10 protein-coding genes are annotated in these 17,457 nt (G+C 47.4%); 3 read left to right on the forward strand and 7 right to left on the reverse strand.

The window, feature by feature from the left end:
• Positions 1-69: 69 nt before the first annotated feature.
• The gene (locus HMPREF1222_RS06940; RefSeq protein ID WP_038076959.1) at positions 70-1,848 is read left to right on the forward strand and encodes an ABC transporter transmembrane domain-containing protein; all 1,779 of its coding nucleotides are present in this window, start codon (positions 70-72) and stop codon (positions 1,846-1,848) included.
• 134 nt (positions 1,849-1,982) lie between these two features.
• On the opposite strand, the gene HMPREF1222_RS06945 is transcribed toward HMPREF1222_RS06940, so the two are convergent.
• From HMPREF1222_RS06945 to HMPREF1222_RS06975, 7 genes are all read right to left on the reverse strand, one after another.
• Positions 1,983-2,816 (reverse strand): SPOR domain-containing protein, encoded by an 834-nt coding sequence (locus tag HMPREF1222_RS06945; RefSeq protein ID WP_016518801.1) that lies wholly within the window; start codon positions 2,814-2,816, stop codon positions 1,983-1,985.
• 8 nt (positions 2,817-2,824) lie between these two features.
• Positions 2,825-3,457, reverse strand: coding sequence for a dephospho-CoA kinase (gene coaE, locus HMPREF1222_RS06950; protein ID WP_016518802.1), 633 nt, complete (start codon positions 3,455-3,457; stop codon positions 2,825-2,827).
• A 70-nt stretch (positions 3,458-3,527) separates the two neighbouring features.
• Positions 3,528-7,595, reverse strand: coding sequence for a FlgD immunoglobulin-like domain containing protein (locus HMPREF1222_RS06955; RefSeq protein ID WP_016518803.1), 4,068 nt, complete (start codon positions 7,593-7,595; stop codon positions 3,528-3,530).
• A gap of 74 nt (positions 7,596-7,669) precedes the next feature.
• On the reverse strand, positions 7,670-8,827 hold the full coding sequence (locus tag HMPREF1222_RS06960; protein ID WP_016518804.1) for a LysM peptidoglycan-binding domain-containing M23 family metallopeptidase: 1,158 nt from the start codon (positions 8,825-8,827) through the stop codon (positions 7,670-7,672).
• Between the two features lie 37 nt (positions 8,828-8,864).
• Positions 8,865-10,715, reverse strand: coding sequence for a methyl-accepting chemotaxis protein (locus HMPREF1222_RS06965; RefSeq protein ID WP_016518805.1), 1,851 nt, complete (start codon positions 10,713-10,715; stop codon positions 8,865-8,867).
• 60 nt (positions 10,716-10,775) lie between these two features.
• Positions 10,776-12,116, reverse strand: a complete 1,341-nt coding sequence (brnQ, locus tag HMPREF1222_RS06970; protein WP_016518806.1) for a branched-chain amino acid transport system II carrier protein — start codon at positions 12,114-12,116, stop codon at positions 10,776-10,778.
• A gap of 75 nt (positions 12,117-12,191) precedes the next feature.
• Positions 12,192-13,856 carry a formate--tetrahydrofolate ligase gene (locus tag HMPREF1222_RS06975; RefSeq protein WP_016518807.1) on the reverse strand — a complete coding sequence of 555 codons (1,665 nt, stop codon included), beginning with the start codon at positions 13,854-13,856 and terminating at the stop codon, positions 12,192-12,194.
• A 220-nt stretch (positions 13,857-14,076) separates the two neighbouring features.
• Here HMPREF1222_RS06975 and HMPREF1222_RS06980 point away from each other — a divergent pair, with 220 nt between their 5' ends.
• On the forward strand, positions 14,077-15,915 hold the full coding sequence (locus HMPREF1222_RS06980) for a phosphotransferase (protein WP_081636901.1): 1,839 nt from the start codon (positions 14,077-14,079) through the stop codon (positions 15,913-15,915).
• Entirely contained in the window at positions 15,893-17,440 is a 1,548-nt protein-coding gene (locus HMPREF1222_RS06985) for a BCCT family transporter (protein ID WP_038076581.1), read from the forward strand. The genes HMPREF1222_RS06980 and HMPREF1222_RS06985 overlap by 23 nt, the downstream gene beginning before the upstream one ends.
• Positions 17,441-17,457 lie beyond the last annotated feature (17 nt).

Consider the following 17,457-nt stretch of genomic DNA (forward strand, 5'->3'; position numbering starts at 1 on the left):
TATAAATTATGCATTATTCTTGAGCAAGGCACGTAGAATACAAAAGCTGCTCCTGTTATAATGAATGCCGTGAAAAATTTCCTTAGGCTCTTCTCGTATTTAAAAGGACACCGCCTCTTATATCTGCTTGCGCTTATGTTCGCGCTGCTTGCACAAACCGCCGCAGCCTTACAGCCGGGCTTGATTAAAATCACCGTCGATTCGGTACTGGGCAATGAGCCGCTTACTCATAGTTCACTTGAACGGCTTGTTGCGTTGTTCGGGCCGGCAGTTAAAGGAATGAACGGGCTGCTCATTATGGCGGCGCTTATCCTTGCAGCAGCTCTCTGCCGCAGCGTATTAACTTTTTTACAAATGAATACGGCCAATGCGGCAACCGAGCGGGTAATTCAAAACGTACGGAACCGGCTCTATAATCACATTCAACTGTTGCCGTATACCTATCATGCAAATGCACAAACGGGAGGTCTTATCCAGCGGTGCACCTCCGATGTGGATACCATCCGCGTAGCATTATATTCTCAAATCCCCGAAACGGTCGGCTCGGTGTTTTTAATTATATACACAGCCGTTTTGATGATGCGGTCAAATATCAAGCTGACACTCGTATCGTGCGCAGTCGTTCCCGTTATGGCAGTTTTTTCCGGTATTTTCTTTTATATCATCGAAAAACAGTTTGAAGCTTCTGCCGAGAAGGAAGCAACAATGACCGCAGTGATTCAAGAAAGCCTTACCGGTATCAGGGTAATCAAAGCCTTTACCCGCCAGCACTATGAGATGGAAAAATTCAAAACGTGCAGCGAAGCATATATGCGGCGGAATTTGATATTGATACGCTGCTTTGCGTTTTTTTGGTCAGGGTCGGATTTCTTATCGTACGTACAGATTTTTACCGTTATCCTCTACGGAAGTTTTTTGGCATATCAAGGCGGCATTTCGGCGGGTATGCTGATAGCCTTTATTTCGTATATCGGTATATTGATACAGCCGGTACGGCAACTCGGCCGGATCCTCGGCAATATCGGCAAGGCCTGTGTGTCGGTCGGCCGTATTGAAGAAATATTCCGAGAGGAGCCCGAACAGTTGTTCCCGTCCGGTAAAAAGCCGGAGATTAAAGGAGACATCGTTTTTGATTCCGTGTCGTTTGCATATCCGGGCTCCGATAACACCCCGGTACTGGATAATGTGTCGTTCAATATTAAACGGGGACAAACCGCGGCGATTTTAGGCCCGACCGGTTCGGGAAAAAGCTCGTTGGTGCATCTGCTCGACCGGCTTTACGACTACACGTCCGGTTCCGTCACAATAGACGGAATAGAATTACGTTCAATAGATAAAGGCTGGATACGGTCGCAGATTGGATTGATTTTACAGGAACCGTTCCTCTACGCTAAAACTATTATGGAAAATATCAAACTCGCCGCCCCCGGCGCCAGCGATTCTGCCGCGCGGCGGTATGCCCGTATAGCAGCCTTAGACGGAGAAATCGGATATTTCGCAGACGGCTACTCAACCGTGGTCGGAGAACGCGGCGTATCTCTTTCCGGCGGACAGAAGCAGCGGCTTGCAATCGCACGTACGCTGATTAAGGATTCCCCTATTTTGATCTTTGACGATTCGCTTTCCGCAGTTGATATGGAAACCGATGCCGCAATCAGAGCCGCGCTAAAAAACGAAAACAAACATAAAACAGTGATTATCATTTCGCACCGTATCGCTACCGTCAAGGATGCCGACACCATCATCGTATTGGAAAAAGGAAAAATTACCGAGCAGGGTACGCACCGCGAACTGCTGGAAAAAGACGGCTTATACAAGCGCATTTATGATATTCAGAGCGCGGAGTAAAACGAGATATTTATTCCGGCAACCTCTTATTCGGAACCTCTAAAAACTGCAAGCCTATCGGCTTGTTCTGTAAGGAAATTCATTAAGTTATCCGCTTTGCGGATTGCGAATCAGTTTTTAGAGGTTCCTATATGTTAATTATTTGTTTTTACCTTTTCTTCCGTAACATAACTGCCTTCAAAGCCTTCAATTTTTTTGATGCTGTTAAGCCAGTATTTTGCTTCGGTATTGTTGGTAAAGGGTCCGACTCTTACGCGGTGTGTTAATCCGGCTGGAGTTTCTTTGGTAAAAATTTCTACCTTCATGTGCTGTGCAGCCAGGTTATCCCGTGCACGTTCGGCATTAATTCTGCTTGCAAGCGAAGCGGTCTGCACCCAATAGAGGGTTTGAACCTGCGGTGCAGCAGGTTTAGCAGAGGCAGCTGCTTGCGTCTTAGGTTTAACGGTAACGACCGCTGCCTGCGCGGGCTTTTGTGATACGGCAGGTTTCGGCTGCGCTTGCACTGCAGGAGCTTCGCGCGGCGGTACGGGGGCTTCTTCTTTCTTTACAGCAGGCTGCTCTGCCGGCTGTTCAGGGGTATCAATCCCTATTTGTTCCGCCAATTCCTTCGGCAATCCGGAAACTTCAGCATCCCCCGCCTGCGCAGTTAAATCGGAAACGTCTATGCCGTTTGTTTGACCGCCCTGCCCGTCGGTTGAAATGATGTTCAGATTATTCAAATTGATAATATTTCCTGCAGCTGCCGGTGCATTTCTGTCTAAGCCGGCCACCCGATCGGGATCGCGTGCCCATAAATCGGGATCCACATTGGCGGCAGCTCCGGACATTTCATAGGGAATAGTTTCCCCGCCGGCCTGTGCCGCTGCGCTGTTCCGCGACGGTGAATATAAAAACAGTGCGATACCGAAAATAATCAATACGAATAAGCTTACCGAAAGGATAACCCATAAAATTTTCTTTTGTTCCATAGTTTTCCTCAAAAACCCTTTTCGCGCAGTATATGCTCGATTTTCTTCCGTAAAGCCTGTACGGAACCGGCATTCACTACGCTTACAATATCGGCATTTTGTAAAAGGTATTGAGTAAAGAAATCTCTTTGTTGCAAAAAACGGGCAATTAACCGGCAAAGAGAAATGTTGTCGCGCCTTTTTCCCCGGATAAGTCTGATAAAAAACGGCGCTTTGATATAAAGGATAAACGAGCATTCCGGCGTTAAAGAGGTTTTATGCAGCGTAGGTGCGTTAAGAATAATAGGCCTGTTCGGCTGTTCAAGTAAAGCGTCCGCGATAAGAATGCGGATCCGTTCTTCAATTTTAGGAAGAATAAAAGCCTCGTGTTCTGCCAGCAGCGCCGGTTCCGAAAAAAGCAAAACGCTCAATGCTTTCCTGTCCAATAAACCGTCCTGCCCTCGCAACCGTAGACCGCGCTTTTCGGCATGAGCAGCAAACCGTTCAATTATCGCTTCGCCCTGCTCCTGCAAGACGGCATGAGCAACCTTATCGGCATCGATAACGGCATATCCTTTTTCTGCAAGCAAATCCGCAACGATGTTTTTCCCCGCGCAGGACTGCCCTGCAAGCCCGATAAGGTTGGCTATTTTTTTTGCCATCACCGCTCCTTAGGTCAAAAAAAATCCGCAAGCAGCTTACGCCGCCTGCGGATTTTCACACCGATTAAAGTTATTTAATCAAAACAAATTCTACTCGGCGGTTTTTCCACCAGTTGTCCTTGTCGGAAAGCGATGCAATCGGCTTTGTACCGCCAATACCAACGGACGAAAGTCTACTGCGTGAAACGCCTCTCTCAATCAGGAATCTGCGAACGGCATCGGCACGTGCTGCCGAAAGCGGTATCAGATCCTCTTTCTCTTCACGCTCCGTTCCACTCACATTATTTGCATGCCCTTCAACCTGAACCTTATATTCGGGAAACTTATTCAAGATCTCCGCGATACGGGTTAACACCTTAATGTTTCGATCAACGACATTTTGCTCAAGTCCGTCAAAGTCCGCGGCATTCTTTCTAAAGATAATAGAAGGAACGGCTATCTTCAGTTTATCACCGTCGCGGATAACCAAAACGTCGATCGGAACATAACCCTTTACGACAGAGGTAAGGCCGATTTCATCGGTTACGGTAAAGGTATACGGATAGTCGGTAGCAGATTGTACGGTTTCGCCTTTTAACGAACGCCCATCCCAGATAATCTGCTCGGTTATCTTATCCTTTCCTCCGGTACTCCAGAACAGCTTATTACCGGTATCTTCCGGTTCGCGGATTTCAAACGACCACTGCTTTACCTGGGTATCCGACTTTGCAGACAGATTAATAAAGAGTTCGTCTTCGTTACCGTCATTATCCGGGCTGAAATACTTAGGTGACAGCTTAACACCAAGCTCAGGAGCCTTTGTCGAAGATATGAACGGAGCGGTACTGACAACCAACTCATCCCCTTTTGTGTAGCTCAAAGAAAGCTCAGCGATAAAGGTGCCGGACACAACCCTGCCTGAGTCGGCTTTGCCGTCCCACTGAATAGAAGGAGCAAGTGTGTCGCCTTTTTCGGACGACCACGTCTTTACCGGAGCGGCATTACTGTTATCCGCCGGTTTTATCGCAACCGACCATGAGGCCAGTCCGTCTTTCAGCGTTGTATGGACGGTCAAGTTTTGCGTATCTTTTACCCCGTCGCCGTTGGGCGAGAACGCCGGCAGTTCCGCAGTGATATAGGCTTTGGGTACGCGCGAATCAATCACGATATTGTCGAGAGACTTGATTGTCCTATTACCTGCCGGATCCTGTGCAAAAATAGTATAGCGATAGGTTCCGTCGGGAACTTTATTACCTGAAGCATCGGTTCCATCCCACACAAAATCGACAGCCTTTCCTTCCCAGGTAAAGTTCCGCACTTCCTTATTACCGGCTGCGGTAATACTGCCCGTCCAGAGATTTTCTGCAGAAGCTTTTTGCGTAACGGGTAAGTTCGGACGCTTTGCAGCGCTATCCGTCGAGAACACGAGGTACGGTGCAGAAATTTCCACTTCGGGATATTGCGTATCAAGCGTAATTCCGGAAACGGTTGATTTAGCCGTCTGTCCATTTGCAAGCGTTACATCGATCGAGGCGGAGTACGTGCCGTCTGAGCAAAGTTGTCCCTTTGCATCGCCCGCATCCGCGATACCGTCCCAGCTGATTGAAGCGGAAGGCGTACCGTTTCCTGAAAGTGTTTTTACGGCAGCACCTGATTTATCGTAGATTCCGAAAGTATAAGCAGCCGCTGGGGTATTCGATTTCAGTTTGGGAGAGAATACAATCGTATCCTGTACACCATCTTTGTTGGGAGAGAATGCCAGCATATTTGCAGATAAAATGACATCGGCTTTTTCGGTGTTCAGCTCGACCGAAACGGGAGTAGAATATCCGGTATTGCCGGCATCGTTTTTACCTACTAACCGGTAAGCATATTTCCCGTCTGCAGCTAATGCCCCGGAGCTATTCCGTCCGTCCCATGCAAAGCTTGCAGCATTATCCTTGGTAATTGCAAAGCTGCGTATCGGGCTGCCGCTCATATTACCGGCACCGTCAAGCGCATAAATTTCTGCAGTCCAGCTATCACCGGCACTTACCTGCTGAGTAAAGGTAACCGTATCAAGCTTTCCGTCACCGTCCGGCGAGAAAATAGCAGTCGAAGCCGTTACCGTTGCTTTAGGAGCAGTAACATTGAGGGTGAAAACCGGCGAAGATTCGCTTGGGGCATATCCGTTTACATACCGTGCGGAAAGTATTGCTTTGTAGTCACCTTCCGGTAAAACTTTTCCGTCTTTATCTTTCCCGTCAAAGGTGATTGCAGCGATACGGCTATCGGTTAGCGTGCGTACCGTCGTTCCCCGTGCGTTTTGTATATCGATTTTCCATTCCTGCAAGCCGGTCTGAATCGGAATTGCCGGTGATAGGGTAATCGTATCTTTTACGCCGTCCCCGTTCGGAGAAAAGGCATTGGTGCTGATTGAAATACCAACCGACGGTTTAACGGTGTCTACGATAATATTGGGAACCGACTGCGATGCGCTGTTTCCTGCACGGTCGGTAGCGGCAATTTTATAGGTGTAAATACCATCGGGAATAAATTCCCCGGAATCGTTCTTTCCGTCCCATGCAAAGTCGGCAGGAGCGGCATTTATGGTATCAGCAGTACGCACAACCTTGTTAGCCGAATCGGTAATGGTTGCAACCCACTTATCTTCAACGGAGCCGCTCTGCCTGATAAGGAATGTATCCTTGTTCCCATCTCCGTCGGGGCTGAAAATCAACGCATTTTGACCGGAAGGCGGAGTAACGGTAATAACCGGCGGCGTATTATCGATAACTACGGCATAGCGTTCGGTTTTTGCCGTGTTATTATTATCGTCGGAAGCGGTAATGGTAAAATAGTAAGTTCCGTCGGGAGCGACCGAACCGGAATCAAGCATGCCGTCCCACCGCAGCGTTTCCGGTATTTCAACACCGGACTTCGCCTTTGTCAGGAGTTTCCAGAAAGACTTTCCGCTCAGCTGTGGACGAGCTTCTTTATTCGCAATGGTACGGACAACTTCGCCTTTTTCGTTTTCAAAAGCACATTCCCATGCCATCACATAGCGCTGGTCGGTAATCGAAAGCGGAAATTCCAGCACATCCTGCACACCGTCGTTATTGGGAGAAATATATTTTGTTTCGGGATAATCGATACTGATAACAGGCGCTGCGGTATCGGTCTTACCGACCTTTACATTAACGCCTGCACCGATTGCCCAAATGTTATTATAAAGAGGCTTAACGGCAAGCTGCGGGGTAATGTCGCTCTGTTCCCAGGCATTTGCTTCATTCGCATTTTTTGCTTTAATTTTAATCGAACAGGCAAGTCCGAATGAAGGAATATAGGTTTGCCGGTGATACAACGTTTCTACAAGATTGAAATTCCAGCCTGCTTTAAAGGTAACCATGTCGGCAAACTTTAGATGTAAACCGGTGTCAAACACAAGGTTCTGAAAGGTCGGGAACGACAGATCAAAAGCCATACCAAGCTTAAAGTTCTTTACCGATATGAAAGTCGTTGCAAAACCGACACGCGGAGTAAACATACCGGTAAAACCGCTCGTATTTGAGGAACCCCTCACCCCGCCGAATCCGGCATTATACGGTTTACCCATACCGGTAATCGAAGCGCCGACTTTTGAATCCTTCGCAAATCCGAGGTCGCCGAATCGGTAGAGCACACCGAGATCGGCGCCGACACCCCAGCCGGTACCGACAATGCCGTATAAACCGACACCGAGTGCCAGATTATCGGTTAAATCTTTTGAATACGAAAGCCGCATCGAACCGGCCGTACCCCATTGCAGCGAATCAAACGATGAAGTAAAGAAATGAACATCGGTAGCAATAACACCCCATCGTGCGGGATACAAGAAGTCTATGTTTGCCAAATGTCCTTTCCATCCATAATCATTAACGGTGTTCTTATTGAACCCGATAACGGCGGCATACGAAAGGTCAAAGATAATCCGCTGCTCATACGCGGAAAGAGCAGGGTTTGTCGCCAATTCGGCAGGGTTTCCATCCCCAAACGGACCGCCGGTAACGCTTGCCTGACCGCCCAGTAAGTCGGAGGAAAAGAACGTATTAGCGGACTCTCCTCCAACGGGCGGGTTATAAGCAAACAAGAATGTATATGCGCTGAATAATGCGCATAAAGTGAATACAACTCGTTTCACAAAATCCTCCTCAATAGGGTATCTCAAAAAACTTTTGTTTCTTAGAGATGGCTAAATATATACGATATAACTACTTATTTTAGAACGGAGAACGGATTGATGAGGCTCCCGTTTTTATAAATAGACAAATGTAAATGCGGCCCTGTGGAATATCCCGTATTGCCGACCGCGCCGACGATAGCTCCTTGCGTAACATACTGCCCCCGTTTTACAGAGACAGCCGATAAATGACCGTAGAGAGACTGATACCCCCGGTCATGGGTGATAATCACATAGTTGCCGAAAATACGGTTAAATCCCGTTTCTGCAATTCTCCCGTCTAACGTTGCCTTAACCGGCGTACCGATAGGTGCAGCCAAGTCAACCCCCGTATGGAAGCTCCGCGCACCGGTAAAAGGGTCGCTCCGATATCCGAACGGCGAAGTAAGTCTCCCCTGTATCGGATAGATAAACAGCTCACCGAGAGCTTTCCGCAGCTCAAACGACGAAAGCGATGCGCCGGGGATAAACAGTTTTTGCCCGACGGACAGGGTTTCCTGCGTTAAATCGTTGGCGTCAAGCAAAGCCGTAACGGTTACTTTATGCGCCGCCGCAATACCTGCAAGCGTTTCGTTCTTTTTAACCGTATACAAAAGACCGTCCGCCGAAGGTATCCGCAGCGCCTGCCCTGCGCTAATCCGGCGCGCATTATCGATATTATTAACCGATAGCAGCGTACCGAAATTCCGCAGCCCCGCACGGGAGGCAATACCGCTGACCGTATCTCCTTTCCTTACCGTATAATCCGTAAACGTTACCGTCGAAACATAATCGTTCGCGGCAGGTACGGAGAGTTGATCGGTAAAACCGTCCTGTTCCGGGAACACGTATGAATGCAAAGCACGGCTGAACGAAGGTTCCTCGCTAAAGGTCATCCTACGGATAGAATACGCGCCTGCACCGCCGCGCAATAATGAACCGGCCAGCACTGCATATACAATACTCAAAACCAATAGAAAAGGCAAAGGGTTGAATCGTATCCGCGGTACTGCACGGCTGGAAACCGTGCGGTGCTTTGTATATGATGATCCGCCGCCGTTAAAACCGGAAAGAAGACGCATATCTGCTGCTACGGCTGCCTGACCGGCTGAGCCGCCTGTATAACCGCTTCTATGCTTTACTTGAACCGCAAACGACATAGCATCGCTTTGTAACAGATCCATATCGGATGCATGATACGTTATTATATCCATAGTTACACTATCGGCAAAAAAACGGAAGACAAAAGACCTACTTAATTTGGAATTTGTTTACCGCATTTGTCAAATTTTCGACTAATGTTTTACCTTGTTGTGCAACCGTATTGACTTCCTGTACTGACCGGTTTATTTGCACCGCACCGCTTGCCATTTCGTTCATATTGTTGGTAATAAACCGTGTGAGGTCGTCAAGTTTGTGCATCTCTCCAGCAACCTGTTCTCCGCCCTTGAGCATCTCCGAAGAACCGCTTTTAACCTCTGCGGTAACCGCATTGATATCTTTAATGGCCGCTAAGACTTCCCCGCTTCCTTTTTCCTGCTCTTTCATTGAATCCATAAGAGCGGCACTCATGGTGTTAACTTGTCCGGAAAGATCAAAAATAGTAGTGAATTTTTCTTCGACACTCTTTGAAGAATCCGTTAAGCTATCGATTTCGCCGCCAAGGGCTTTAAGCGTTGAGGTAATATTTTTACCTTGTGCAGAAGATTCTTCTGCAAGCTTTCTAATTTCGTCTGCGACAACCGCAAAACCTTTACCTGCTTCTCCCGCATGTGCCGCCTCAATCGCGGCGTTCATTGCAAGAAGGTTTGTCTGGCTTGCAATATTTTGTATAACATTGCTTGCATCGATAAGCCCGCCCGAAGCCTCTGCGATCTTCTGTGTTACCTCAGCTGAATTTACGATTGTCCGCTTACCGTCAGCTGTTGCGGCGGCAAGCTGTTTAACGATATCATCAGTCTTTTCCAGTGTTTGAGTAATCGAAACAATATTCGCCGTCATCTGCTCGATAGAGGATGAAGACTGTGCGACGCTTTCAGCCTGGACCTCAATACCGGAATTCAGCTGTTTAATTGTTCTCACGATTTCTTCGATAGTGGCAGCCATTTCGCTCACGCTTGCCGCCTGCGCTATGATCTGCTGCTTTACCCCTTCAATATTCGCACTGACGTGATTAACGGAACTTGCGCTTTCCGTTGTATTTGACGACAAGACGCCGATAGCCTCGCCCATCGCTTGAGTATCCGTTTTTACACCGGCAAGCAATGCTACCGTATTATCATAGAATCGGTTCAGCCGCGTAACGAGCAGTCCGAATATATCGCGCCGGTTGATTTCAAGATGCTCGGCAATAAAGTTTCCCTCTGCCAGCTTATCCGTAAATTGAAGTATAGACTCTATTTCGTCATTGGTACCCTTGTAAAGCGTGTAGTTGATAAAAACGGCACCCCCGATCGTAATAACCGATAAGGGCAGCATAGTATGCGTCAACGTAAAAACAATATCGCGGCCGTTATACAAAGTTGCGATAAAAGGAGCTACGCAAAGAAAAAAAATCCCGGTAAAAAGCGCAAATCCTACGGCAACCCCACGCCCCGTATACGACATTGTAATATGTTTTTTTTCGAGCGGTAAAAATTTTACGTATCTTTCAAGCCGTTGTAGCCACACTACATAAAAGAAGAGCGAGACAAAAAACATACTGCCCATTGCCGCTAAGGCGGTTGCAACAAACCTGACCCAATCCCGTTCACCTATCCATAACAATGCCAGTACCGGTACGGAGCCCGAAAGCAGGAACGGCACGATGACACTCGCAATCGAATACACGGCTACGGCTTTATTTGCCCTGTCGATGCCGTTATGCTCCGAATAACAGTTTTTAATACACGGCATACATTTCCGATACAGCAGCACCGGAACCGATAAGGTAGTACAAAGCCCAAATAGTGCCGGCGGACTCATAAAAATACGAGCCAGCTCTTCATCAGGTACTATCTTTGCAAACCATCCATATAGAAACGTTAAGCCGAAAAGGCCGTTAAAAATTAAAAAATTTAATATAAAAAGCGACTTCGACGTTTTAGAAACTGAATAATCCATATATTTACTTCTCCTATTACTAACAATTATCGGGGCATCGCTTAGTTAATTTTACGGTTTTTATGCGGTCTGTTTTACCGCCTTGCCTTTGCCACCAAGCGATCCGAATAAGAATGCGCCGATAATCGCAGGGATAAGCCACGCAACACCGATATTCGCAAGCGGGAGTTTTTGCAGTGCTGCTGCCAACCCTTCAAACGACACGGTTTTTGTACCGAATAAACCTAAAAAATCGTTTACAATACCTTCGGTTGAAGCAAAGGCTTGCAAACAGCTGACTATCAGCGTACCGACCGTCCCACCGACATAGTAGTACCGGTTAGGAATATAGTCATCCAAAAGATTCATAACCGTTAACAGAATACAAACGGGATACAGCGCTTCCAAGAGCGGCACCGAATAGCGGATGATGTTTTCTACCCCGTAGTTGGCAAGCCAGCAGCTGAATACCGACACAACAATGACTATCGCCTCATAAGACACTTTATTGTGGAATAGTTTTTTAAAGAAATGCCCGGCGGTAGCCGTTAAACCGATTGCAGTGGTAAGGCAGGCAAAGGCAATCGAAAGTGAAAGAATCACTTTTCCGGTATGACCCCATAAACTTGCGCAAATATTGATCAAAAGCGCGGTACGGCTGATATCCTTCGGAAACACCTGAGAAGCCGAAGCCCCTGCATGCAGCAATCCGCCGTATACCAGCAACAACCCCACCGCAGCGATTAAGCCGGCGGAAAGGTTGATCTTTAAGAGCGATTTCCTGTCGGAATACCCGCGCTCCTTAATATTATTGATGATAATCGTTGCAAACAGCATAGCTGCAAGCGCATCCATCGTTTGATATCCCTCTAAGAAGCCTTTTAAGAAAAAATTCTGCGGAGGAGGATTTTCAAGCGGCCCGAGCGGGACAATAAAGGCACGGATAACAATAGCGGCAAGCACGATAATAAGCACCGGCGTTAAATATTTACCGATGGTATCGATAACCTTTGACGGTTTAATCGAAAAGATCAATACGATTGTAAAGAAAATAATAGAACTGACTAAGGGGCTTATCGACGTAGTGAAAGGGAGTACTCCAATCTCATACGTGGTTGCCGCCGTCCGCGGCAGGGCTAACAGCGGGCCGATCCCCAACATAATGACGGTACCGAACACAACTGCAAAAACGGGATGAACCTTGCCGGCAAAGTGCTGCACATCGCCGCCTGCTTTTCCCATTGCAAAAATACCCAAAATCGGAATACAAATGCCGGTAATAGAGAAGGCGATAAATGTAATAAACCATTCACTGCCTGTCATAAAGCCGAGCAGCGGCGGAAAGATAAGATTCCCGGCGCCGAAAAACATTGCAAAAAGCGCAAAACCGACAATGATACAGTCTCTAAAGCCTTTCTTCATCGTTAAACCCCTCATATATTGGATTGGGGATGCCGCAAAAACAGGTTGTTTTTCGGACAATCCCAGCCCTATTATCTACGCTAATCCATCGATATAACCGTTTACAAGATCGATGCGGAGAGCCTGCGGTTCTTTAGGAAGTCCCGGCATCCGCATCATGTCCCCCATAACGGCAACAATCATTTCCGCACCGTTGTTCACGACAATCTCACGAACTGTCATGTCGAACTGCTCCGGGACGCCGAGTTTTTTCGGGTCGTCGGAAAAAGAATACTGTGTTTTTGCAATACATACCGGATAGGAATCCGCACCCCACGTGCTTATCCGCTTGAGTGTTTTTTCCGCTTCCGGTTGGTAAGTAACGGTTTTTGCGCCGTATACTTGTTTACATATTTTTTCGATTTTTGTCTTGATTCCGTCGCTATCCTGATAGGTAAAGACAAGCGGCTTTGACGGTTCGGTTTCAATCAAGCCGGAAACGGTGCGGGCAAAATCCGCTGCACCGGCGCCCCCCTCGTAAAAAGCGCTGCTTACCGCAAACGGTACGCCGGTATTCCGGCAATAGGCGCGGAGGCACTCGACTTCTTCTTCGGTATCGTAATCGTATTTATTCAATACCACCAACACCGTCTGTCCGAACTTCCGCATATTCTCTACATGCTTGTCCATATTTTTAAACCCGTGGGCAAGCGCTTCTCTATTAGGCTTAGCGAGCTCCGCTTCAGGAACGCCGCCGTGCAGCTTTAGTCCGCCGGTCGTAACGGCAAGCACGGTTAAGGCCGGAGCAAGTCCTGCTTTGCGGCATTTAATATCAAAAAACTTTTCGGCGCCTAAATCTGCCCCGAACCCTGCTTCGGTAATAACATAATCGCCATACGTAAGCGCCGTTTCGGTCGCGATAACGGAATTGCAGCCGTGTGCGATATTTGCAAACGGCCCGCCGTGTACGAATGCAGGGGTGTTTTCGGTGGTTTGCACCAAATTCGGGTCGAGCGCTTTTTTAAGTAATACGGTAATTGCTCCGGCAACGCCGAGGTCTTTAACCGTAAACGGCGTATTATCCGGCCGGTAACCGAGGATAATCTTTTCTATACGGCGGCGCAGGTCGTCCATGTCCGAAGCAAGGCACAAAATCGCCATAATTTCAGAAGCGGCGGTTATGTCAAACCCCGACTCTGCGGGAACACCGTTTCCGTCCCCAAGGCCGGTAACAATCGAGCGGAGTGCCCGGTCATTAACGTCGAGCACTCTTTTCCAAATAACTTTTTTTAACCCTTGGGGTGTATTTTGCGTCCTAAACACGTAGTTATCCAGCAACGCGCTGATCATATTGTGTGCGGAGGTAATAGCGTGAAAGTCGCCCGTAAAATGCAAATTGATGTCTTCCATGGGAAGCACCTGTGCATAACCGCCGCCGGCCGCCCCGCCTTTCATCCCGAAACAGGGACCGAGCGAAGGTTCCCGCAGCGCCAATACCGCATTTTTACCGATTTTCTGTAACCCAAGTGCAAGCCCAATCGAAACCGTTGTCTTACCGATACCCGCCTTTGTCGGTGTCATGGATGTAACAAGGATGAGTTTATGCTCTTTTACACGGGAAGGACGGATAGCTGTATACGGAATTTTTGCCATATAAAAGCCGTAAGGAATTACGGAATCGGAATCTATCCCCAGTTCCGCAGCAATTTCTCGGATCGGTTTAAGAGGAGTCTCGCGCGCTATCTGAATATCGGTTTTCATGCGGGCGAGTGTACTATAAACGTATAAAAAAAACAAGCAGAAGTTAAGGCAGGGGCAGGGCTAACGGCATCTTAGCCTCCAATTTACAATCAACAACCCCGACGCAAGCGTCGGGGTATTAAACCCTCCGCACGAATAAAGAAAGAAGATCTCTTTTGTTCACTTTTTATCGTTAATACTATTGACAGTGAACAAAAAACCGGCATATACTCCGGTTTATATGAAAAGGCGATATTTCCAAATTATTGAGTTAATGAAAAAAAATCCGGCTGTTACGCAGCGGGAAATTGCCGGTACATTAAAGATATCGCTCGCTTACGTCAATCAGATTCTCTTTGCTATGGAACAGGACGGCTTTCTTAAAACGAACGGATTACCGGCCATCGGCAAACGGGTGTTAACGATTAAAGCGCATACCGAATACGATTCGTGCAAGGTTGACAATGCCATTATCATGGCAGCGGGCTTCGGTTCGCGGTTTATTCCGCTCACGTATGCCATACCCAAAGGGCTGCTTGAAGTTTTTGGGGAGCGGATGATTGAACGCCAGATTAAGCAGCTGCAGGAAGCGGGTATCACCGATATTACGGTTGTCGTCGGTTATCTGAAAGATACTTTTGAATACCTCATCGATAAATACAATGTAAAACTCGTGTATAATCCCGATTTTCAAAGCAAAAACAATCTTTCAACGCTATATCATGTCCGCGACAGGCTTAAAAACACCTATATTCTTTCCAGCGATAATTGGCTGCGGAAAAATATGTATCATGCTTATGAGTACGATTCATGGTATTCGGCCGTTAAAGTCAATGAGAAGACCAAGGAATGGGTGCTGCAGCTCGGTTTACACGATAAAATAATGAAGGTAAAAGTCGGCGGCAGAAACGCATGGGTAATGTACGGGCCGGTTTATTTTTCGCGCGCTTTTTCCGATACCATCAGGCCGATGATCGAAGAAGCATATCACCGTAACGACACCGACGATTGGTACTGGGAAGACGTATTAAGCCGCCATTTAAATACGCTGACGATGTTTGCCAATAAACAGCCTGCCAATCAGGTCTATGAATTTGAATCGTTGGAAGAGCTGCGCCAATTCGACACATCGTACATGGTATCTACACAAAACAAATGGATGGAACTGATTTCCCGCGTATTCGGACAGCCCGAAATGAAAATTAAAAACTTACGTCCCTTACGCCTTGGTATGACAAATAAATCCTTTATATTTGAATTGAATAACAATAAATATATTTTCCGCATTCCGGGTGCAGGCACGGATATTCTTATCAATCGGAAGCAGGAATATACGGTGTATAAAGCGATTGAACCGCTCGGCATCTCCGATAAGATTATTTATTTTGATCAAAATACCGGCGTCAAAATCACTCAATTTGAAGAAAATAAACACGTAGCCGATCCGCATAACCCGGATGATCTGGAAGCGTGTATGTGGATAGCCCGCAAATTGCATACCTCCGGTATTACGGTTCGGCACCGCTTCGATTTTAGGGAGCGGATTAACTTTTATGAGCAGCAGGCGGAAGCACGGCACGGTATTCTTTTTTACGACTATGCCGAAGTCCGGGCAAAGATGAATACCCTGCTGGACTTACTCGACACGCTAAAAAAACCGGAAGTGCTGACCCATATCGATTTAATCTGTGATAATTTTATTATCAGCGAAGGTGATGTTAAACTGATCGACTGGGAATACGCAGCGATGTGCGATCCGCTTGTCGACCTTGCAATGTTTTCCATCTATTCTTATTTTTCCGAGGCTCAAATAAACGATCTTATGCAGCGCTACTTCCGCCGCGCCCCGGAGAATGCAGAAAAACTGCGCGTCTTTATCTATGTCGCACTCGCCGGCTTTTTATGGGCGCTGTGGACATGCTATAAACAGGCGCTTGGTGAGAACTTCGGCGAATACGGATTAAAAATGTACCGATACGCAAAAGATTATTATAAACACGTTACGCAGATGACGGAGCTTCCTGCCCAGCAGGATGAAGAAAATGAAGGAACAAGAAATGAAGAATCCGAAGCCCAATAAAAAACGACGCGGTTCCAATGAAATCGATTGGATTATTACGCTTTTACCGCTCATTATTGTAACCGGTATTGCGGCGCTGCTGCTCACCTTTCCGCAGCAATCAATGAAAACCATCGATACGTTATGGAGCATCTTTGTCAATAAGCTCGGATTCTTCTATATATTACTCGGCTCCGGATTAGTCTGCACTGCTTTCTATCTTGCATTTTCAAAATACGGCGCGATACGCTTAGGTTCTCTTGAAAAACCTCGCTATAGTAATTTTGCATGGGGCGCCATGATTTTTACCTCTACGATGGCCGCCGATATTTTATACTGGTCGCTTATCGAGTGGGGCTACTACTATGCTGCTTCTCCATTCGGACAGCGGGCTCTTACAATAGCCGAAAGACAGGATTGGGCGGCAACATATCCGCTATTCCACTGGGGTATTACCCCGTGGAGTTTTCATATTGTTTGCGCCGTTGCCTTCGGTTACATGCTCCATGTACGGCAGCGGAAAAAACAAAAACTTTCCGAAGCGTGTCGCCCCCTTTTCGGCAATAAAATCGACGGAGTGCTCGGCACCGTAATCGATGTGTTTTCAGTTGTCGGCCTTTTAGCGGGAACAGCAACAACGTTTTCGCTGGCAACGCCGCTTTTGTCGCTCGCTATTTCCACCATTTCCGGCATCCCCGAATCGCGGGAACTGACATTGGTTGTGCTCTGTATCATTGCGGCGGTATATACCTCGGCTGTTCTGCTGGGGATAAAAGGCATTTCTCATCTGGCAAAAATTTCGGTTGTGTGTTTTTCAAGCCTTATTTTATTCGTATTTTTGCTGAGCCCCAAACTCTATATTATCGAAACGAGCATAACCGGAATCGGGAAGATGCTGCAAAACTTTATTTCGCTTTCTACTTGGATGGATCCCTTACGGATTTCCGGTACGAACGGAAACGGCGCAGGGTTCCCGCAGCAGTGGACGATTTTTTATTGGGCGTACTGGATTGCATGGTTCGTTGCCACGCCGTTCTTTATCGGTACTATTTCGGAGGGACGAACGGTACGGAATACCGTACTGGGCGGCCTTATATGCGGTATTTCAGGCACCTATTGTTCGTTTATCGTACTGGGAAACTACGGGCTCTATTTGGAAACGCACCGATTATTACCGGCAGCCGAACGGCTCGCAGCGGGCATCGCTCCCGCAGAGATTATCCTCAGCATTTTGGAAACGCTGCCGCTTGCGAAAGTCGTTTTGGTGCTGCTTATCATAACGATGATTGCGCTCTATGCGAGCACCTTCGATGCAATTACGATGGTTATCGCTTCTTATTCGCAGCGGCAGCTGGAAGGCCGAGAGCCTAAAAAAAGCCTACGGGCGTTTTGGTCTCTTGTCTTTATTTTGCTTCCGGCCGCGCTCATCCTTACCGGCAGCAACCTCAGTCAACTGCAAAGCTTATCGGTTATCGCCGCCTTTCCGCTCGGCATCATTATGATCTGCATTGTTGTCAGCTTTTTAAAAGACGCAAAGAACGGGTAAAACGGCAAACGTCTCTC

Origin of the sequence: Treponema vincentii F0403, from assembly GCF_000412995.1 — a bacterium.
Classification (GTDB): domain Bacteria; phylum Spirochaetota; class Spirochaetia; order Treponematales; family Treponemataceae; genus Treponema; species Treponema vincentii.